This window comes from Delftia sp. WSY_22, assembly GCF_043104185.1.
Classification (GTDB): Bacteria; Pseudomonadota; Gammaproteobacteria; order Burkholderiales; family Burkholderiaceae_C; genus Comamonas; species Comamonas tsuruhatensis.
Genome location: NZ_JBICKN010000026.1, coordinates 15,032 through 34,760 on the forward strand (window position 1 = coordinate 15,032; position 19,729 = coordinate 34,760).

At 69.9% G+C, this 19,729-nt stretch carries 19 protein-coding genes; 14 read left to right on the forward strand and 5 right to left on the reverse strand.

Annotation, left to right across the window (positions count from 1 at the left end; translation table 11 throughout):
- Positions 1–33: 33 nt before the first annotated feature.
- Positions 34–1,071, reverse strand: a complete 1,038-nt coding sequence (locus tag ACF8NF_RS13845; protein WP_043780580.1) for a tripartite tricarboxylate transporter substrate binding protein — start codon at positions 1,069–1,071, stop codon at positions 34–36.
- Positions 1,072–1,224: 153 nt separating this feature from the next.
- Between ACF8NF_RS13845 and ACF8NF_RS13850 the strand changes: the two genes are divergently transcribed.
- The 5 genes from ACF8NF_RS13850 to ACF8NF_RS13870 all read left to right on the forward strand — a co-directional run bounded on the left by ACF8NF_RS13850 (position 1,225) and on the right by ACF8NF_RS13870 (position 6,793).
- Positions 1,225–2,031 (forward strand): IclR family transcriptional regulator, encoded by an 807-nt coding sequence (locus tag ACF8NF_RS13850; protein WP_016449568.1) that lies wholly within the window; start codon positions 1,225–1,227, stop codon positions 2,029–2,031.
- Positions 2,032–2,087: 56 nt separating this feature from the next.
- Entirely contained in the window at positions 2,088–3,050 is a 963-nt protein-coding gene (locus tag ACF8NF_RS13855) for a LysR substrate-binding domain-containing protein (RefSeq protein ID WP_012202727.1), read from the forward strand.
- Positions 3,051–3,137: 87 nt separating this feature from the next.
- The gene (gene tcuA, locus ACF8NF_RS13860; protein WP_392450733.1) at positions 3,138–4,562 is read left to right on the forward strand and encodes an FAD-dependent tricarballylate dehydrogenase TcuA; all 1,425 of its coding nucleotides are present in this window, start codon (positions 3,138–3,140) and stop codon (positions 4,560–4,562) included.
- A 5-nt stretch (positions 4,563–4,567) separates the two neighbouring features.
- Entirely contained in the window at positions 4,568–5,770 is a 1,203-nt protein-coding gene (gene tcuB / locus ACF8NF_RS13865; protein WP_338499026.1) for a tricarballylate utilization 4Fe-4S protein TcuB, read from the forward strand.
- Positions 5,771–5,812: 42 nt separating this feature from the next.
- On the forward strand, positions 5,813–6,793 hold the full coding sequence (locus ACF8NF_RS13870) for a tripartite tricarboxylate transporter substrate binding protein (protein ID WP_200903758.1): 981 nt from the start codon (positions 5,813–5,815) through the stop codon (positions 6,791–6,793).
- A gap of 15 nt (positions 6,794–6,808) precedes the next feature.
- Here the strand turns inward: ACF8NF_RS13870 and ACF8NF_RS13875 are convergent, their stop codons facing one another.
- The 3 genes from ACF8NF_RS13875 to ACF8NF_RS13885 all read right to left on the reverse strand — a co-directional run bounded on the left by ACF8NF_RS13875 (position 6,809) and on the right by ACF8NF_RS13885 (position 9,724).
- Entirely contained in the window at positions 6,809–7,312 is a 504-nt protein-coding gene (locus tag ACF8NF_RS13875) for a carboxymuconolactone decarboxylase family protein (RefSeq protein ID WP_160855344.1), read from the reverse strand.
- Between the two features lie 138 nt (positions 7,313–7,450).
- Positions 7,451–8,437 carry a tripartite tricarboxylate transporter substrate binding protein BugE gene (locus tag ACF8NF_RS13880; RefSeq protein ID WP_043791342.1) on the reverse strand — a complete coding sequence of 329 codons (987 nt, stop codon included), beginning with the start codon at positions 8,435–8,437 and terminating at the stop codon, positions 7,451–7,453.
- A 51-nt stretch (positions 8,438–8,488) separates the two neighbouring features.
- The gene (locus tag ACF8NF_RS13885) at positions 8,489–9,724 is read right to left on the reverse strand and encodes an alpha-hydroxy acid oxidase (RefSeq protein ID WP_392450735.1); all 1,236 of its coding nucleotides are present in this window, start codon (positions 9,722–9,724) and stop codon (positions 8,489–8,491) included.
- Positions 9,725–9,835: 111 nt separating this feature from the next.
- On the opposite strand from ACF8NF_RS13885, the gene ACF8NF_RS13890 reads away from it, so the two are divergent.
- Genes ACF8NF_RS13890 through ACF8NF_RS13900 form a run of 3 tightly spaced genes read left to right on the forward strand, consistent with a single transcriptional unit; the run spans position 9,836 to position 12,412 of the window.
- Positions 9,836–10,873 (forward strand): LysR family transcriptional regulator, encoded by a 1,038-nt coding sequence (locus ACF8NF_RS13890; protein WP_099734930.1) that lies wholly within the window; start codon positions 9,836–9,838, stop codon positions 10,871–10,873.
- Entirely contained in the window at positions 10,854–11,582 is a 729-nt protein-coding gene (locus ACF8NF_RS13895) for a HipA family kinase (RefSeq protein WP_017405896.1), read from the forward strand. Before ACF8NF_RS13890 ends, ACF8NF_RS13895 begins: the two co-directional genes overlap by 20 nt.
- Entirely contained in the window at positions 11,579–12,412 is an 834-nt protein-coding gene (locus ACF8NF_RS13900; protein ID WP_099734931.1) for a DUF3037 domain-containing protein, read from the forward strand. Before ACF8NF_RS13895 ends, ACF8NF_RS13900 begins: the two co-directional genes overlap by 4 nt.
- Positions 12,413–12,445: 33 nt before the next feature.
- On the opposite strand, the gene ACF8NF_RS13905 is transcribed toward ACF8NF_RS13900, so the two are convergent.
- Entirely contained in the window at positions 12,446–13,465 is a 1,020-nt protein-coding gene (locus tag ACF8NF_RS13905; RefSeq protein ID WP_392450736.1) for a LacI family DNA-binding transcriptional regulator, read from the reverse strand.
- A gap of 177 nt (positions 13,466–13,642) precedes the next feature.
- On the opposite strand from ACF8NF_RS13905, the gene ACF8NF_RS13910 reads away from it, so the two are divergent.
- Genes ACF8NF_RS13910 through ACF8NF_RS13935 form a run of 6 tightly spaced genes read left to right on the forward strand, consistent with a single transcriptional unit; the run spans position 13,643 to position 19,710 of the window.
- Positions 13,643–14,632 (forward strand): substrate-binding domain-containing protein, encoded by a 990-nt coding sequence (locus ACF8NF_RS13910; RefSeq protein ID WP_392450737.1) that lies wholly within the window; start codon positions 13,643–13,645, stop codon positions 14,630–14,632.
- Between the two features lie 13 nt (positions 14,633–14,645).
- Positions 14,646–16,145 carry a sugar ABC transporter ATP-binding protein gene (locus ACF8NF_RS13915; RefSeq protein WP_392450738.1) on the forward strand — a complete coding sequence of 500 codons (1,500 nt, stop codon included), beginning with the start codon at positions 14,646–14,648 and terminating at the stop codon, positions 16,143–16,145.
- Positions 16,138–17,172, forward strand: a complete 1,035-nt coding sequence (locus ACF8NF_RS13920; RefSeq protein WP_392450739.1) for an ABC transporter permease — start codon at positions 16,138–16,140, stop codon at positions 17,170–17,172. Before ACF8NF_RS13915 ends, ACF8NF_RS13920 begins: the two co-directional genes overlap by 8 nt.
- Positions 17,169–18,206 carry an ABC transporter permease gene (locus ACF8NF_RS13925; RefSeq protein ID WP_280048156.1) on the forward strand — a complete coding sequence of 346 codons (1,038 nt, stop codon included), beginning with the start codon at positions 17,169–17,171 and terminating at the stop codon, positions 18,204–18,206. The genes ACF8NF_RS13920 and ACF8NF_RS13925 overlap by 4 nt, the downstream gene beginning before the upstream one ends.
- Positions 18,203–19,072 (forward strand): sugar phosphate isomerase/epimerase, encoded by an 870-nt coding sequence (locus tag ACF8NF_RS13930; protein WP_017405890.1) that lies wholly within the window; start codon positions 18,203–18,205, stop codon positions 19,070–19,072. The genes ACF8NF_RS13925 and ACF8NF_RS13930 overlap by 4 nt, the downstream gene beginning before the upstream one ends.
- The gene (locus ACF8NF_RS13935) at positions 19,069–19,710 is read left to right on the forward strand and encodes a nucleoside/nucleotide kinase family protein (RefSeq protein WP_017405889.1); all 642 of its coding nucleotides are present in this window, start codon (positions 19,069–19,071) and stop codon (positions 19,708–19,710) included. Before ACF8NF_RS13930 ends, ACF8NF_RS13935 begins: the two co-directional genes overlap by 4 nt.
- Positions 19,711–19,729: the final 19 nt, after the last annotated feature.

The window sequence follows — 19,729 nt, forward strand, 5'->3', positions numbered from 1 at the left end:
GTTGTGTCGAGCTTTTGCCGAACGTGTGCCGAACTACTGGGCGGTGGCGCCCGAGGCCTTGACCACCTCGCGCCAGCGCTTGATCTCCGACGCCGCAAAGCTGCGCATCTGCGCCGGGGTGCCGGGCTCGGGCGTGGCGGCCATCTCGCCCAGGCGCTGGCGCAGCTCGGGTGCGGCCAGGGCGGTGTTCAGGGCATGGTTCAGCCGCTCGATCACGGCGGGCGGCGTGCCCGCAGGGGCGGCCAGGCCGAACCACGACTGCACGTCGAAGCCCGCATAGCCCGACTCCGCCAGCGTGGGCACATCGGGCAGCAGCGCCGAGCGCCGGGCGCTGGTGATGGCGATCGCGCGCAGCTTGCCGGCCTGCACGTGGGGCAGGGCCGAGGGCGCGTTGTCGAACATGGAATCCACCTGCCCGCCCAGCAGGTCGGTGATGGCCGGTGCGCTGCCCCGGTAGGGCACGTGCAGCATGCGCAGGCCCGACAGCTGACGGAACATCTCGCCCGACAGGTGGATCGACGAGCCGCTGCCCGACGAGGCGAAGCTGATGCCCTGCGCACTCTGCCGGGCATGGCGCACATAGTCGGCCACGTTCTGTATGGGCAGGCGCGGGTTGACCACGAGGATGTTGGGAATCTTGGCGATCAGGCCGATGGGCTCGAAGTCCTTGACCGGGTCATAGCCGAGCCGGGGGTAGAGCGAGGCATTGATGGTGTTGGCAATGGTGTAGACATACAGCGTGTAGCCGTCCGCAGGCGCCCGCGCCACGGCCTCGGCGCCCACATTGCTGTTGGCGCCCGTGCGGTTGTCCACCACCACGCTCTGGCCCAGCTGCTCGCCCATCCGGGCGGCCACCAGGCGTGCGATCACGTCGGTGGCGCCACCGGCCGCATAGCCCACCACGAGCCGCACGGGCCGGGCCGGCCAGGCCGCCGGCTGCGCCAGCACGGGCGCGGGCGCCAACGCCACGGTCGCGACGGTCGCGGCGGCCATGCCGGCCAGTGCGCAGGTGAAGGAACAGGCCAGCAGGCGCCGGCGCGCCCACGGATTGAAACGGGCAGGGATTGTCATGTCTTGTCTCCAGATGATCGTTCTGATGTCTGCTTATGTCCGCTGATGTCCGCTCATGTCTGCCTGTGTGGGCTTTCGACGGCCTGCGGCACACTGCGCGCTGCACGCAGGCCCTTTTCTGCCCTGCCTGCAATCACCGGGAAATTCTTTTCCATGCCTTCGCGCAGCACCAATCCAAACGTCCGGCCAGCGGACATTCCAGTCTCCGCCGACGATGCCGGCAGCCGCACCCTGCGCCGTGGCCTGCAGGTGCTGGACGCCGTGCTGGCCGCTGGCCGCGAGGGCCTGCGCGTCGCTGACCTGTGCCGCGCCACGGGGCTGGAGCGCGCCACGGTGTACCGCCTGCTGTCCACCCTGGTGGACAGCGGCTATGTGGCGCACAGGGGGCGCTTCGCCTATGCGGCCGGCCACCGGCTGGCGGCCACGGCCGCCAGCGCGGGCCAGCCCAACATGGCCGTGCGGCTGCAGCCCGTGCTGGAGCGCGTGAGCGCGGGCTGCGCGGACGCGGCCTTTGCCATCGTGCGCGAAGGCGCGGCATCGCACTGCATCGCCCGCCATGTGGGCACGCATCCGGTGCAGATCCTGGTGATCCAGGTGGGTACGCGCCAGCCGCTGGGCGTGGGAGCGGCGGGCCTGGCCCTGCTGGCCGCCCTGCCCGATGCCGAGGTGCAGGCCGCGATGGCGGCCAACGCGCCCGTGCTGGAGCAGTACGGCGGCATGACGCCCGAGCGCATGGCCCTGCTGGTGAAGGCCACGCGCCAGCGCGGCTGGTCCGTCATCGGCAACCACGCCACGCGCGGCGTGCTGGCCGTGGGCATGGCGGTGCGCAATGCCGAAGGCGAGCCCGTGGCCGCCGTCAGCGTGGCCTCCACGCTGGAGCGCATGCCCGGCGAGCGCCAGAAGCTGATTGCGCGCTCGATAGGCGAGGCCCTGGCGGCCCTGCTGCCGCGCGGCATCTGAGGCCAAGCCCCGGTCTGCACCGACAATCGGCGCTGCACACCACAAGCGCCGCCCCCATGGAACTGAGACAACTCCGCTACTTCGTCCGCATCGTCGAACTCGGCTCCATGAGCCGCGCCGCCCTGGACCTGGACATGGTCCAGTCCGCGCTGAGCCAGCAGGTCAGCCGTCTGGAAAGCGAGCTGTCCACCAGGCTGCTGCAGCGCACGCCGCGCGGTGTGGTGCCCACCGAGGCGGGCGTGGCCTTCTTCCGCGAGGCCCAGCTCACGCTGCGCCATGCCGAGCAGGCCGTGCGCAGCGCGCAGCAGGCGCGGCTGTCGGGCTCGGTCAGCGTGGGCCTGGCGCCCACCACCTCGGCCATGCTGGGCCTGCCCATGATGCAGGCCATGCGCGCGCGCTACCCCGATGTGCGCCTGCACATGGTGGAGGGCATGTCCGGCCACCTGACCGACATGCTCAATGCGCGCGCGCTGGACATGGCCGTGCTGTTCGACGCCCGCCTGCACGGCGGTCAGGCCCGCGCAGGCGGGCGGCGCTGGCAGGTGCATCCGCTGATCGAGGAAGAACTGTTCCTGATCCGCGCGCGCGGCCACCACCCCGAGCCGCTGCCGCCGCAGATGGCGCTGGCCGACCTGGCCGGCGAATCGCTGATCCTGCCCACGGGCCTGCACGGCCTGCGCAGCACGCTGGACACGGCCTTCTCGCAGGCGCGCTTCACGCCGCATCTGGTGCTGGAGGTGGACTCGCTGTCCATGGTCATGGCGGCCGTGGATGCAGGCCTGGGCAGCACGGTGCAGCCCTGGGCCTCCATGGGCCGCTATGCCGATGCCGCGCAGCGCTTCGAGTGGTCGCGTATCACGGACAAAGATGCCCTGCGCACCAACTTGCTGTGCAGCCTGTCCGAGGATGAGCTGTCGCCCGCCGCCCTGGCCGCGCGCGTGGTGCTGATCGACTGCGTGCGCCAGCTGCTGCGCGGCGGCGCCTGGGCCGGCACGGCCCTCATCCATCACGAAGACTGATACCCCCATGCCGGCGGGCCCCTGCCCGCCGCGCTGCGTTCTCCCTACATTCGCAATCCCCACGATGGCGAATGCAAGGAGAACTCCATGGACCCCGATGTCCTGGTCATAGGCGGCGGCAATGCCGCCCTGTGCGCGGCCCTGATGGCGCGCGAGGCAGGCCGCAGTGTGCTGCTGCTGGAGGCGGCGCCGCGCGACTGGCGCGGCGGCAATTCCGGCCACACGCGCAACCTGCGCTGCATGCACGACGCGCCCCAGGACGTGCTGGTCGAGGCCTACCCCGAAGAGGAGTTCTGGCAGGACCTGCTCAAGGTCACGGGCGGCATCACCAACGAGCACCTGGCGCGCATGGTGATCCGCGCCTCCTCCACCTGCCGCGACTGGATGCGCCGCCACGGCGTGCATTTCCAGCCGCCGCTGTCGGGCGCTTTGCACGTGGCGCGCACCAATGCCTTCTTCATGGGCGGCGGCAAGGCCCTGGTCAATGCCTACTACCGCAGCGCCGAACGGCTGGGCGTGCAGGTGCGCTACGCGTCGCCCGTGGACCGGCTGGAGATCGAGGGCGGCGAGTTCAAGGCCGCCTGGGTGGGCGAGCAGCGCATCACCGCAAAGACCTGCGTGCTGGCGGCGGGCGGCTTCGAGTCCAACCGCGAGTGGCTGCGCGAGGCCTGGGGGCAGAACGCGCGCGGCGAATGGCCGTCCGACAACTTCCTGATCCGCGGCACGGCCTTCAACCGCGGCGTGCTGCTGCGCCACCTGCTCGAAGACCATGGCGCCGACCGCATCGGCGACCCCACCCAGGCCCACATGGTGGCCATCGACGCGCGCGCGCCGCTGTACGACGGCGGCATCTGCACGCGCATCGACTGCGTCTCGCTGGGCGTGGTGGTCAACCGCGAGGCCGAGCGCTTCTATGACGAGGGCGAGGACTTCTGGCCCAAGCGCTATGCCATCTGGGGCCGCCTGGTGGCCCAGCAGCCGGGCCAGACCGCCTGGTCCGTCATCGACGCCAAGGCCATAGGCCGCTTCATGCCGCCGGTCTTCCCGGGCGTGCGCGCCGACTCCCTGCCCGAGCTGGCACGCAAGCTGGGCCTGGACGAAAACCGCTTCATGCAGACCCTGGATGCCTACAACGGCGCCTGCCGCGTCGGCCACTTCGACCACACGGCGCTGGACGACTGCCATACCGAGGGCCTGGCCCCCGCCAAGACCCACTGGGCCCGCCCCATCGACACGGCGCCCTTCTACGGCTACCAGCTGCGCCCCGGCGTGACCTTCACCTACCTGGGCCTGGAGACCGACGACACGGCGGCCGTGCGCTTTGCCGGCCAGCCCAGCACCAACCTGTTCGTGGCCGGCGAAATGATGGCCGGCAACGTGCTGGGCAAGGGCTATACGGCCGGCGTGGGCATGTCCATCGGCACGGCCTTCGGCCGCATCGCGGGCCGCAACGCAGCCCTGGCCGCCACGGGCCACCCCGCCGTGCGCGGCGCAGTGACAGAGAAGGCTTGACCGAGATGCAGACCCTGAACGCCCTGGCCCAAGAAGCCCAGGACCTGGCCGCAGGCCGGGTCATCCCCATCCTGCCGGTCTCCACCGAAACGGCCGCCGAAGGCGAGGTGGCGCGCGCGCTGCAGATCTGCAACGCCTGCCGCTACTGCGAAGGCTTTTGCGCGGTCTTCCCGGCCATGACGCGGCGCCTGGAGTTCGGCAAGGCCGATGTGCACTACCTGGCCAACCTGTGCCACAACTGCGGCGCCTGCCTGCATGCCTGCCAGTACGCGCCGCCGCATGAATTCGCTATCAACATCCCCAAGGCCATGGCCGAGGTGCGCGGCCAGACCTATGCCGACTACGCCTGGCCGCCCGCCCTGGGGCGCCTGTACCAGAGGAACGGGCTCACGCTGTCGCTGGCCCTGGCCGCAGGCCTGTCGCTGTTCCTGGTGCTGGCCGTGGCCCTGCAGGGCGGCCCGGGCCGGCTGTGGGGCGCCGACCTGGGCGCCAACTTCTACAACCTGTTCCCGCACAACCTGCTGGTGGGCATCTTCGCGCCCGTGTTCCTGTTCGTGGTGCTGGCGCTGGCCATGGGCGTGCGCCGCTTCTGGAAGGACGTCAAGCCCGCCACCGGCGGCGTGGACGTGGGCACGCCGGCGGCGGCCGAGGCCGCGCACGACGTGCTGCGCCTCAAATACCTGGACGGCGGCCACGGCGAGGGCTGCCACAACGAGGACGATGCCTACACCCTGAGCCGCAGGCGCTTCCACCACCTGACCTTCTACGGATTCATGCTGTGCTTTGCGGCCACGGCGCTGGCCACGGTCTACCACTACGTGTTCGGCTGGGCCGCGCCCTACGAATTCCCCAGCCTGCCCAAGCTGCTGGGCGCCGTGGGCGGCACCAGCCTCATGCTGGGCACCGCAGGCCTGTGGCACCTGAACCGCAGGCGCCACCCGCTGCATGGCGACGCGCGCCAGAAACCCATGGACCTGGGCTTCATCGCCCTGCTGTTCCTGGTCGCGGCCAGCGGCATGGCGCTGTGGCTGGGCCGCGGCACGCCGGCCCTGGCCCTGCTGCTGTGCCTGCACCTGGGCGCGGTGATCGCCCTGTTCGCCACCCTGCCCTACGGCAAGTTCGCGCACGGCGTGTTCCGCACGGCGTCCCTGCTGCGCCACAACACCGAAAAGCGCCAGCCCAGCCCCATCGGGCTGGGTGCCGACTAGCCGCATCCGCCCCGATTCCCAGCCAATGACGGAGACAACCCCATGATGAACAAGCGCAACTTCCTGCACGCCAGCGCCCTGGCCGCCTCCCTGCTCGCACTGGCCGCCAGTGCGCAGGCCCAGGACTTTCCTCCCAAAAAGCCCGTGTCCCTGGTCGTGGGCTTCGCCGCCGGCGGCGCTGCCGATGCGGCCGCGCGCCTGATCGCCAAGAAGCTGGGCGAGAACATCGGCCAGAGCGTGGTGGTGGAGAACAAGGGCGGCGCGGGCGGCAACATCGCCCACCAGCAGGTGGCCAATGCGGCGGCCGACGGCTCGGTGCTGCTGTTCGGCTCGGTGGGGCCGCTGACCATTGCGCCGCACCTGATGAAGCTGCCCTACGACCCCTTCAAGGACCTGGCGCCCATCTCGGGCGGCGTGAACTTTCCCAACGTGCTGGTGGTGCACAAGGGCGCGGGCGTGAAGACCCTGGCCGAGTTCGTGGCCAAGGCCAGGAAGAACCCGGGCACGGTGGACTACGCCTCGACGGGCGCGGGCTCGGCCTCCCACCTGGCAGGCGAGCTGTTCAACCAGCGCGCGGGCATCGACATGGTGCACGTGCCCTACAAGGGCGGCGCGCCCGCGCTGCAGGACCTGCTGGGTGAGCGCGTGACCAGCTACTTCGCAGCGCCGCCCACGGCCCTGCCCCACATCGAGGCCGGCAAGCTGATCCCGCTGGCCACCACGGGGCTGACACGCCCGGCGTACATGCCTGACATCCCCACGGTGGCCGAAGCCGGCTATCCCGGCTTCGAGGCACTGAACTGGTATGCCTTCGTGGCACCGGGCAAGACGCCCAAGCCGATGCTGGACCGCTGGAACACCGAGATCGTCAAGGTACTCAATGACCCCGGCGTCAAGGACGCGCTGAACAAGCACGGCCTCACCCCCCAGCCCACCACGCGCGCCGAGTTCGCGGCCTTCATGAAGAAGGAGTACGAGCAGTGGGGCAGGCTGGTCAAGGAGCGAAAGCTCACGGCGGAGTGAGCGGCTTGCGCACGTTCAGAGCTTGATCGGCTTGCGTGCCACGGGGGCTGCAAAGCCCGCGCACAGGCGGTTCCAGACATTGATGCTGCCGATGGCATAGGTCAGCTCCACCATCTCGCGCTCGCTGAAATGCGCGCGCAGCGCCTCGAAGTCCTGCTGCTCGGGATGGGCCTGGCTCAGGCGCGTGCAGCGCTCGGCCCAGTTCAGGGCGGCGCGCTCGCGCCCGTCGTAGAAATCCACCTCGGGCCAGGTGACGATGCTGTTGATGCGCTGCAGGTCCTCGCCCCGGGACAGCAGTTCGCGCGTGTGCATGTCCACGCAGAAGGCGCAGCCGTTGATCTGCGAGACGCGCAGGAACACCAGCTCCAGCAGCTGGATGCCCAGGCTGGACTCGTGCAGCAGCGCGTTGATGCCGGCCTGGGCCTTGTACAGCTCGGGGGCCACGGCCTGGAAGTTCAGGCGCGGCGTGGGGGCGGCAAGAGGACGGGCGCCGGTGGCAGCGGAAGACGAAGCGGACATGGAAAACACTCCTTGAGGGATGTAGCAGCCGGCCGGAATGGCTGGCCCATACCTTCAAGACGCGCGGGGCGTGCGCGTTGTGACAGCGTTGGCGAAAATTCTTTCGCAGCCCCTATCCTCCCTTTCGCCGGCTGCCCCTCAATCCGCCACGATGCGCCGCTCCGTGGCGATCTTGCGGTACAGGGCGTTCTCGGCCGCGATCTCGCGCGCGAACTCCTCGGGGCGGTTGCCGATCACGCGCGAGCCCGTGTCCTCGATCTGGCGGCGCACCTCGGGGCTGGCCAGCGCGCGCTGGGCGGCCGCATGCAGGCGCGCCACGATCTCGGGCGACAGCCCCTTGGGGCCGTAGATGCCGTAGAAGGCGCTGCGGTTGACAGGCTCCAGCCCCAGCTCCTTGAAGGTGGGCACCTGGGGCAGCTGGGCCAGGCGCTCGGGCGCGGCCACCGCCAGCGCGGTGAGCCGGCCCGCCTTGATGAAGGGCAGGGCCGAGGGCAGGTTGTCGAAGACGATGGGCACCTGGCCCGCCACCGCATCGTTGAGCGCGGGGCCCGATCCCCGGTAAGGCACATGCGTGAGCGACAGCCCCGAGCGACTGGACATCAGCTCCATCAGCATGTGGCCTATGGAGCCCGTGCCCGCCGTGCCGTAGGCATGCTTGCCGGGGTTCTTCTTCACCTCGTCCACGAAGGCCGCAAAGCTCTGCGCCTTGAAGCCCGGATGCACGGCCAGCACATTGGGCGTGGCCGCAATGTTGGTGATGGGCGTGAAATCGGTGAGCGGGTTGTAGGGCAGGCGCGGGTTGATGGCCGCATTGGTGGCCGTGGTGGACACGGTGGCCACGCCCAGCGTGTAGCCGTCGGGCTGGGCGCGCGCGGCCTCGTGCGCGCCGATGGCGCCTCCGCCGCCGCCCTTGTTGTCCACCACCAGCGGCTGGCCCAGGGCCTCTGCCATGCGCGGCGCGATCGCGCGCGCCACGATGTCGGTGGTGCCGCCGGCCGCAAACGGCACGATCAGGCGCACCGGGCGCATGGGATAGGCGCCGGCATCGGCCGCCATGGCGCCCGGTGCGGCGCCTGCGGCCAGCATCAGGGCGCACAGGCTGCGGCGTGAAATGAAGTGGTTCATGGGATGTCTCCTGGGAATGGCTGTGTTTTGAACGGACGGTGGAGGTTTCTGTCAGGCCGATGCGCGGCGCACGATGTGCGAGCGGTCCAGCGCGCCGCAGGAGGGGGCGCCCAGCATGGCCAGGTTGCGGTCCACCTCGTCGCGCAGCAGGCCGATGGCGTGCAGCACGCCGGCCTCGCCGCCCACGGCGGCGGCATAGTTGAAGGGCCGGCCCACCAGCACCATGCGCGCGCCCAGCGCAACGGCCTTGAGCACATCGGAGCCGCGCCGAAAGCCCCCGTCGATCAGCACCGGATAGTCCGGCCCCAGGGCCGCCACCACGTCCTCAAGAATGCGCATGGCCGACACCGCGCCGTCGAGCTGCCGCCCGCCATGGTTGGACAGCACGATGCCGTCGGCCCCCACGCGCCGGGCCTGCAGCGCGTCCTCCACGCTGAGCACGCCCTTGATGACCAGCGGCCCCTTCCAGCGGCGGCGGATGGCCTCGATGTGGTGCCAGCTCAGGTGGTCGCGTGCCGAAAAATCGCGCATCACGCTGGACGACATGATGGGCGCACCGCGCGTGGCAAACGAGTTCTCGAAATGCGGCATGCCGTGGCGCAGCAGCGTGCGCAGGAAGGTGCCGGCCACCCAGCCCGGGCGCACCATGCCGTCCCAGGCCAGGCGCAGGCTGGGCTTGAGCGGCGTGGAAAAGCCGGTGCGGATGTTGTTCTCGCGGTTGGCGGAGATCGGTATGTCCACCGTCACCACCAGGGTGCGAAAGCCTGCGCGCTCCACGCGGTCGATCAGCGCGTCGATGCGGGCCTGGTCACCGGGGATATAGGCCTGGAACCAGGTGGCCGGGCTCTCGCGCGCCACCTCCTCCATGGGGATCAGCGAAGTGCCGCTCATCACCGACACAATGCCTGCGCGCTGGGCCGCGCGGGCCAGCACCAGGTCGCCCCGGTAGGTGGACAGCGCATTGATGCCCATGGGCGCAATGCCGAAGGGGCTGGCATAGCGCTCGCCGAACAGCTCCACGGCCTGCGAGCGCTGCGACACATCGGCCAGCACGCGCGTGGTCAGGCCCCATTCGCCGAACACCTCGCGGTTGTCGCGCAGCGAGGCGTTGTCCTCTGCCGCCCCGGCGATGTAGCCGAAGATGGGCCGGGGCAGCCTGCGGCGCGCGGCCTCCTCGAAATCATGCAGCGACAGCATGCGGCGCAGCACGGCCGGGGCGCGCGGCGCTGGCAGGGCGGGTGCCGAAGGCGTGGAGGCAGAGGCAGAGGAGGAAGCGATGGCGGCCATGGTGCGGACCTCGGAATGTTCAGGAACCGGCGCCACTGTAGGCCGCGCATCCATTGAATGAAAGTGGATTATTTAGAATGCACTTGTTCGCTTTTTGCCAATGACAAGCCCATGTCCACACCCTCGGTCAAGCAGCTCGAAGCCTTCTGGTGGGCCGCCACCTGCAGCAACTTCGCCACGGCCGCGCAGCGCGTGCACCTGTCCGTGTCCTCGCTGTCCAAGCGCATCACGGAACTGGAGTCCGCGCTGGGCCAGCCGCTGTTCGACCGCAGCGGCCACCGCGCCGTGCTCACCGACGCCGGCCAGCGCCTGCTGCCCGCCGCGCTGGAGGTGCTCAACGCCATGGCCGCGCTGGGCCAGGCCCTGGACACGCGCGAGGCACTGGCCGGGCATTGCCGCTTCGGCGTGGGCGACCTGTCGGCGCTGACCTGGCTGCCGGCCTTCGTGGCCGCCGCGCGCCAGGCCCATCCGCAACTGGTGCTGGAGCCCCATGTGGACGTGGGCGGCGTGCTGGAGCAGCGCCTGGACGACGGCGAACTGGACTTTGCCGTCATCGCGGGCCGCTCCTCGCGCAGCAGCCTGCTGTCCCGCCCCGTGGGCGCCGCGCGCTTTGCCTGGGCCGTGGCCCCCGGCCTGGCAGGCGCGGGCCGCCTGGGCGCCACGGCCCTGCTGCAGCGCCATGCACTGGTCACCCTGCCCCCGCAGGCCGGCACCACGCGCCTGCTGGACGACTGGCTGCTGGCCCAGGGCGCCAGCGTGCGCGAGCGCATCCTGTGCAACAGCTGGGGCGCCGTGGCCGGCATGCTGCGCGCCGGCTTGGGCGTGGGCTTCCTGCCCACCGGCTGGATCGCCGCCCTGGGCCTGCGCGCCGTCGGGGGCGCCCATCCCAAGGCCGCCCTCGCGCCCCTGCACTACGCCTTCCAATGGCGGCGCGGCGACGCCCGCGCCCTGATCCCGGCCATGCAGCAACTGGCGCAGGCGCAGGTGGATTTCACGGTGATGCCGGGGTTGGTGGGGTCAGGGCCGCACGCCTCGCCGCATCACACTCGCAGCAAAGGCCATCCAGCCGAAATCGGGCAAGATGGCACTTGGAAGCAGACCTCCCGCAACCTGTACGACACAGACGAAGATGCCGCCTGCCATCGCTGAAGTCATTGAAATCCAGGGCCGCTCCGAGCAAGGCGCGCAAAAGCCGTTTCTGTGCCGGGCCGACGATGGCCAGACCTACTACGTCAAAGGACGGCAGACGGATCGGTCCAGCCTGTGCAACGAGTGGATCTGTGCGCATCTGGCCGTGCAGTTGGGCCTGCCGCTGCCGCCCTTCAAGCTGCTGCATGTCAGCCAGGAACTTCTGGACGAGGCGCCCAGGCCATGGCGTGAATTGGGCTGCGGCATAGCGTTCGGCTCGCAGCGTCATCCCGGATGCACCTGGTTCGACAAAGCCCAGATCCTGCATGTACCGCAGGACCTGCAGGCCAACATCCTCGCCTTCGACTGGTGGGTACAGAACGTGGACCGCATGGACGGCAACTCCAACCTGCTGTGGGATGCGCATCGCAGCGCATTGGTGGTCATCGACCACAACCTCGCCTTCGACCCGCATCTGGACGCCGCAACCTTTATCGAGAATCACATTTTCAGAGGCTGCTGGCAGAAGACAGATCTTGTGTCGCGCGACCGGCTACAGGATCAACTTTCCGAGGCGATGGATGCCGTTTTCCGCTTTGCCTGCGACAATATTCCACCGGAATGGCATTGGAACAACCCGGAATGCGACATCCCCGCCAGGGTGGACATCAATGCCATTGCCGCGACGCTTGCGAAGTGCAAATCGCCCGACTTTTGGAGGTTCACATGAAGCCTCTTGCCTGCCGCTATTCGATAGTCCAATTTGTCCCGTATGCCGAGACCGGCGAGTTCGCCAACGTCGGCATTGTGCTGACCTGCCCGCAAAGCGGGTACTTCGGTTTTCTGCTGCAAAGCCGCAAGTCCAAGCGCGTCACCGATTTCTTCGATGCGCTTGACAGGGATTTTTACAAGAGCGCAGTCAAGGCCGTGGAGGAAGAGTTGTCGCGGCTCGAGACCCTCGCCCACAGCCTGGCGCCGCAGGCGAAGACAGATGCTTTGAGGGGGATGATGGCCGCGCTCGAGCAGCCACGCGAAGCCATTGTGCGCTTCAGCCCCGCCAAAGTGGTGCTCACCCAGGATCCGGCCCGGGAGTTGCAGCAGCAGTTCGACCACTATGTCGACCATGCTTTTGCCACGCCCGAGTACGTGGAACGCACGATGAACGAACGCCTGAGGGCTTTGTTGGGCGGCCTCGAATTGGATGCGCCGTTCAGGCCGGCGCGCATAGGCAACGAGTACGTCAGTGCCCGGTTCGACTTCGTGCAGACGGTGGGCGACAAGCCCCGCAAGATCATCAAGGCCCTGCATCTGGGCCAAAGCGATGCCAACGACATTGCTGCGCATGGCGACGTCTGGACCGGCAAGATCGCGCGACTGATCCGGCAGCGTGAATTGCCCGGAGACATCCTCGTCAATGTGAACCTGCCTCCACAGGACAAGCAGGCTCACAGGGAAGTCAGCCAGGACATCATGCGGGAGCTCGAGCACCACAAGGTGATCGTGGTGGCTGGCGAAGGCCAGTCCGCCATGCAGAGCATCAAGGAATTCGCGCAGCATTAGGCGCAGCCCTGCGGGCACAGCGCCGTCCAGCGGTCAGCCCTCCCCCCACTCCACCAACTGCGGCCGCACCTGCACCACCTGCCCCGCGCGCAGGCCGTCCCCATCGATGGCGCGGAAGGCCTCGGCCATCAGGCCTTCGACGTTCTGGCGCACCATGTGCACCGGGAAGCGCAGGCATTCGGCATAGGGGTCCCAGTCATAGCTGCCAAAGCTGCATTGCGCCAGTTCCGCATCGGGCAGTGCGCGCAGGAAGCGGATGGCGCCCTGCAGCGTGATGCCCGATGAAAACAGCAGCGCGCGCGGCAGGCCGCCCAGGCGCTGATAGAGCGCTGCCATGGCAAGGCGGGCCGCTTCGGGGTCGTAGCCGCAGCAGACGATGTGCTCGTCCGCCACCGGCGTGTGGGGCGCCAGGGCTTCGCGAAAGCCGGACAGGCGCTGCTCGGTGGCGTACTCCTTGCGGACGCCACCCAGAAAGCAGACGGCGTCCTGCGGCGCACCTGCCGGGGGCCTGGAGCGCGCCAGCAGCAGGCGCGTGAGTTCGGCCGCACCCCATCGGTTGTCGCTGGTGACGGAGGGCGCCTTTTTCCCGGGAAGATCCACGTTGACATGGCGCACGCCGGCCTGGCGGCATTCGGCGCTGATGGCGTCGGGCCGGGTGGCGCCCGTGACGATGAGGTGCTCCACGCGAAAGGCGATCAGCGAGCGCACGGTCTCCACCTCCAGCGCGCCGTCGCGCAGCGTGCTGACCACCAGCGGGCACAGGCCGCGCGCGTGGGCCAGGCGCTCGAAGGCCTGGGACAGCGCGCCGAAGAAGCGGTCCTCGTGCGTGGGAATCACCATGCCGATCAGCCCCGAGCGCTGGCGGCGCAGGCCGCTGGCCTGGCGGTTCACGGCAAAGCTGTGTTCCTGGGCGAGCTGCTGCACGCGGCGCGCGGTCTCCTCGCTGATGCGCCGCGACTGCCAGCTGCCGTTGAGGATGGCGCTGACCGTCGAGGCCGAGGTGCCGGCCAGTTCGGCCAGGTCGTAGATGGTGGAGGTTCGGGGGCGGTTCACGGTGCTCTGCAGGGGTTGGGACGGGAGCGCTCGGCGGCCATCGTAGCCGCTGCGGCAGCGATTCGGGCGGGCCGGAGCCGGCACGCAGCAGCGGCCCGGGAAATCCCGCATCGGCAATGGAATTCCATCTGTCTATAGTTTGCACAATCGATTGTGCAAAACAGAGGGAGGAGCGCCATGTTCCATGGATTCAGCCGGTTCTCGAGGGCACTGTTGGCCTGCACCCTGGCGGTGCTGGCAGGCGCGGCCGGTGCCGAGGATGTGTCGGTGGTGGCCAAGGTCGGGGGCATTCCGTGGTTCAACGCCATGGAGACCGGCATCCGCAAGGCAGGCCGCGAGCTGGGCATCTCCAGCGGCATGGTCGGTCCCACCGAGGCCGATGCCGCCCAGCAGGTGCGCGCGGTCGAGGACCTGATCGCGCGCCGCAGCAAGGTCATCGCCGTGGTGCCCAACGATGCCAGGGCGCTGGAGCCCGTGTTCCGCCGCGCGCGCAGCGCAGGCATCAAGGTGCTCACGCACGAGTCGCCCGACCAGAAGGGCGCCGACTGGAACATCGAGCTGAGCAGCGTCGCGGGCTTTGGCGAGCGCCACATGGACAGCCTGGGCAAGGCCATGGGTGGCGAGGGCAAGTACGTGGTCTTCGTGGGCTCGCTGACCGTGCCGCTGCACAACGCCTGGGCCGATGCGGCCATCGCCCACCAGAAAAAGCAGTGGCCGAAGATGCAGCTGGTGTCCGAGCGCTTCGGCGTGGCCGAGAGCCTGGACGACTCCTACCGCAGCGCCCAGGACCTGATGCGCGCGCATCCCGACCTCAAGGGCTTTCTGGCCTTCGGCAGCCAGGGCCCCATTGGCGCGGGCCGCGCGGTGGCCGATGCGCGCAAAGCCGAGCGCATTGCCGTGGTGGGCTCGTTCTCGCCGGGCCAGGGCGCCAAGCTGGTGCGCGACGGCGTGATCCGCGAGGGCTTCATCTGGAACCCCGCGCTGGCCGGCGAGGTGATCGTGCATGTGGGCAAGATGCTGATCGACGGCCGCGAGCCCACGGACGGCATGGAGATACCGGGCCTGGGCAAGGTCCAGGTGGACCGCGAGCGCCGCAACATTCAGGGCCAGAGGCTGGAGCCGATCAACCGGCAGACCATAGACCGGCTGGTCGGCCTGGGCCTGTGAGCCGCGCGCTGCCATGGATGCCACCACAACGGCGCTGGTCCGCATGCAGGCGGTCACCGTGCGCTTTGGTGAGGCCACCGCGCTGCATGCGCTGGACTGGGACGTGATGCCCGGCGAGGTGCACTGCCTGATGGGCAGCAACGGCAGCGGCAAGAGCACGGCGATCAAGGTGCTCAGCGGCGTGCACGCGCCGCAGCCGGGCGCGCGCATCGACATCGGCGGACAGACGGTGCAGCGGCTGGACCCGGCGCTGGCCAAGTCCCTGGGCATCCAGGTGATCTACCAGGACCTGTCGCTGTTTCCCAACCTGAGCGTGGCCGAGAACATCGCCTTCGACCAGGCCATGGGCCGCTGGTGGGCGCCCGTGCGCCGCAGGCGCCAGCGCGAGGCGGCCCAGGCCGTGTTGCGGCGCCTGGGCATTGCGCTGCCGCTGGATGCGCGGGTGGGCGACCTGCCCATTGCGGGCCGCCAGCTTGTGGCCATCTGCCGGGGCATGGCGGCCCGGGCCAGGCTGCTGTTCATGGATGAGCCCACGGCCTCGCTCACGCGTGCCGAGGTCGATGCGCTGCTGGCCGTGGTGCGCCGGCTCCAGGCCGATGGCATGGCCATCGTCTTCGTGAGCCACAAGCTGGACGAGGTCATGGAGATCGCCGACCGCGTCACCGTGCTGCGCGACGGGCGCAAGCTGGGCACCTGGCCCGCCGCGCAACTGTCGGGCAGGCAACTGGCCGCGCTGATGACCGGGCAGGAACTGAAGGAAAGCCTGCATGCGCGCGACATGTCCGCCGCGCCCGCGCTGCTGGAAGTGCGCGGCCTGGGCCGCGACGGCGACTACGAGGACGTGAGCTTCGATGTGCGCGAGGGCGAGATCCTGGGCCTGACCGGGCTGCTGGGCGCGGGCCGCACCGAGCTGGCCCTGGGCCTGTTCGGCATGCGCAGGCCCGACCGCGGCAGCATCCGCCTGGGCGGCCGCACGTTGGTGCTGCGCAGCAACCGCGACGCCATGGCGGCGGGCATTGCCTATGTGCCGGAGGACCGCCAGTCCATCGGCCTGAACCTGCGCCAGTCCGTGCAGGACAACCTGGTGCTGGCCATGCTGCCGCGCCTGTCCGGCCCGCTGGGCTGGCTGCCCGCCAGTCGCCGTGCCGCCACCGCAGCCCAGTGGCGCGACCGCCTGCACATGCGCCTGCCCGCGCTGGACGCACCCGTGCACCAGCTGTCCGGCGGCAATGCCCAGCGCGTGGTGCTGGCCCGCTGGCTGGCGACCGCGCCACGCCTGCTGATCCTCGACTCGCCCACCGTGGGCGTGGACATCGGCAACCGGCAGGGCATCTTCGAGATCGTGCACGGGCTCGCCGCACAGGGCATGGCGGTGATCGTCATCTCGGACGAGGTGGCCGAGGTCCATGCCCACTGCGACCGCGTGCTGCACATGCGCGGCGGGCGCATGGCCGGCGAGTTCGTGCCGGGGGTGCATTCCGAAAGCCAGATCGAGGAGGCCGTCCATGCCTGAACACGCACACGCGCTGCTGCACCACCCCGTCGCCCGGCTGGGCCTGGCCATTGCCGCCATGGCCCTGCTGTTCGGCGCCCTGGCGCCGGGCTTCTGGACGCTGGGCAACTGGATGGACCTGGCCGAGGGCGCATCGGTCACCGCCATCATGGCCGTGGGCCTGCTGGTGGTGCTGGTCGCGGGCGGCATCGACATCTCGTTTGCCGCCACGGCCACGGTGGCGCAGTACCTTGCGGCCCTCGCGGCCACACGCCTGGGCTGGGCACCGGCGGCCAGCATCGCGCTGGGCCTGGCCACGGGACTGGCGCTGGGCGCATTCAACGCCCTGCTCATCCACCGCCTGCGCGCCACCTCCATCATCATCACCATCTCCACGCTGAACCTGTACTTCGCGCTGCTGATGCATGGCACGGGCGGCCGGTCCATCTACGACCTGCCGTCGTGGTGGAGCGATTCCGTGGTGCTGGCCCGCTTCGCGGGCACCGACAGCGCAGACCCCGTGCGCCTGACCCTGCCCATCGCCGTGGCCGCTGCGGCCGCCGTGCTGACCGCGCTGCTGCTGGGCCGCAGCGCGCTGGGGCGGCGCCTGTACGCCTTCGGCGGCAACCCCGAAGCCGCCCACCGCATGGGCATCGGGCTGGGCGCCATCCAGGGCGTGGCCTATGGCTGGCTCGGCATGATGGCGGCCATCGCAGGCCTGGTGCAGGCGCACCGCGTGGGCGAGTCGGTGCCCAACGCCTTGGTCGGCACGGAGCTGTTCGTGCTCGCGGCCGCCGTGCTGGGCGGCGCCAGCCTGTTCGGCGGCACGGGCAGCGTGGGCGGCGTGCTGATGGGCGTGCTGCTGCTGGCCGTGCTGCGCAACGGGTTGAACCTGATGGGCGTGTCGCCGTATTTCTTTCAGGTGCTGCTGGGCGCCGTGGTGCTGGCCTGCGCCGCCGCAACGGGACTGCGGCGCACGCAGCGAAGAACCCGGCAGTGCAGCACTGACGCCACTCCTGCAGCGCCTTTGGCGGGGGCCGCGCCATGAACCGCAGCACTGGCGCGCCGCTGGGCCTGATCGCGCTGCTGGCGCTGCTGTGCGCCGTGTTCACGCTGCTGCTGCCCGGCAGCTTCGCCACCCTGGGCACGCTGCAATCGGTGCTGCTGCAAATCCCCGAGCTGGGCCTGCTGGCACTGGCGCAGATGCTGCCGCTGGTCAGTGGCGGCATCAACCTGGCCGTGGTCGCCAGCGCCAACATGGCGGGCCTGGCCATGGCCTGGGTGCTGGTGGGAGGCCTGTCGGCGCTGGGCCTGGACCTGTCGGGCCATGAGGGCCTGCTCATCGCCGCGGCACTGACCGTGGGCGCCCTCGCCAGCCTGCTGGTGGGGCTGGCCAGCGGCTGGCTGGTGGCGCGCGTCAACGCCCATCCCATCCTCGTCACGCTGGGCACCATGTCGCTGATCAACGGCCTGTGCGTCTGGCTCACGCGCGGCAAGCCCATTGCAGGCTTTCCCGAGGCCTTCCAGGCCCTGGGCTCGGCCCAGTGGCTGGGCCTGCCGCTGCCGTTCTGGATCTTCGCGGCCGTGTGCCTGCTGGTGGGCCTGTACCTGGGCAGCACACGCCACGGGCTGGCCATCCGCATGGTCGGCTCCAATGCCGAGGCCACGCGCCATGCGGGCATCGACACGCGCCGCGTGCTGATCGGCGTCTACACCCTGTCCACGCTGCTGTGCTGGATCGCGGCCGTGCTGATGATGGCGCGCTTCAACTCGGCCAGTGCGGGCTACGCCCAGTCCTACCTGCTGGTCACGGTGCTTGCGGCCATCCTGGGCGGCACCGATCCCATGGGCGGCTTTGGCCGGGTGTCGGGGCTGTTCGTCGCCCTGCTCATCCTGCAGGTGCTGTCCAGCGGGGTGAACCTGCTGGGCGCCAATGCCCAGCTCACGCAGGCCCTGTGGGGCGCCACCATGATCGCCGCCGTGGCCGCGCGCCACCTGCTGGCGCGCTGGCGGGGCCCTGCCCGGGCACCCGCCGGACCCTCCCCTTCACGCTCTCGCAGCGTCCAACCGGAGCCCCTATGAACCCCCTCGGCATCCACGCCCTTGTCTGGGCCGGCGACCTGTCGCCGGCATCCACCCGCCATGTGATCGAGCAGACGCGCCAGGCCGGTTACGACCTGGTCGAGCTGTCCCTGCACGGCCCCCGGCTCATGGACCTGGCACTCACGCGAGATCTGCTGCAGGAGCATGGCCTGGGCGTGGGCTGCTCGCGGGGCCTGACCTTCGAGGCCGATGTCTCCAGCGAAGACCCCGCCGTAGTCGCGCGCGGCCTGGCGCTGCTGCAAGAGGGCGTGGACATCACGGCGCGCCTGGGCGGACGCTATTTCGGCGGCATCCTCTACGGCGCCATGGCGAAATACGGCCACCCCTGCACGCCACGGGGCCGGCGCAACGCGATCGAGGCCGTGCGGCGCATTGCCGACTTCGCGGGCGAGCGCGGCGTCACGCTGGGCCTGGAGGTGGTCAACCGCTACGAAAGCAATCTGCTGAACACGGCCGCGCAGGCGCTGGAGTTCATCGACGAAGTCGGCCAGCCCCATGTCTGCGTGCACCTGGACACCTACCACATGAACATCGAGGAAGCCGACCTCGCCGCGCCCGTGCTGGCCTGCGGACAGCGGCTGGGCTATGTGCACATCGGCGAGAACCACCGCGGCTACCTGGGCGCGGGCCACATCGACTTCGCGCAGTTCTTCGGTGCCCTCGCGCAGATCGGCTACCAGGGCACCGTCACCTTCGAGAGCTTCTCGTCGGCCATCGTCAACGAGCAGCTGTCGAACGCGCTGGCCATCTGGCGCCCGATGTGGGAAGACGGCATGGACCTGGCCCTGCACGCACGCGGCTTCATGGCAGACGGGCTGGCCAGCGCGCAGCAGGCACGCGCATGACGGCCATCCTGCCGCCCGAAGCCCTGGCGCGTGCATTTGCGCTGGCACGCTCCGGCCCCCGACGCCTGCTGGGCCTGGCGGGCCCGCCCGGCGTAGGCAAAAGCACGGTCTGCGCCGCCCTGCTGCAGGCGCTGGGCCCGCTGGCGGCGGCCGTGCCCATGGACGGCTTCCACCTGGCGCAGTCCGCGCTGCAGCGCCTGGGCCGCGCGCAGCGCAAGGGCGCACCCGACACCTTCGACTCGGCCGGATACATGGCCCTGCTGCGCCGCCTGCGCGCGCCCGTGGCCGGTGAAACGGTCTACGCCCCCGAATTCCGGCGCGCCATCGAGGAGCCCATTGCAGGCGCCATCGCCATCGCGCCCGGCGTGCCCCTGGTCATCACCGAAGGCAACTACCTGCTGATGGAGGAACAGGATGCGCCGGGCACACACTGGCATGCCGTGCACGCGCTGCTGGACGAGGTCTGGTACGTGGACATGGACGACCGCCTTCGCATCGAACGCCTGACCCGCCGCCACGAACTCCACGGCCGCAGCCCCCAGGCCGCACGCGACTGGGTGGCGCAGGTGGACGAGCCCAATGCGCGCCGCATTGCGGCAACGCGGGGGCGAGCGGATTGGGTGTTGCGCTGGGGGTGAGGCTGCAGAACACAGCCCC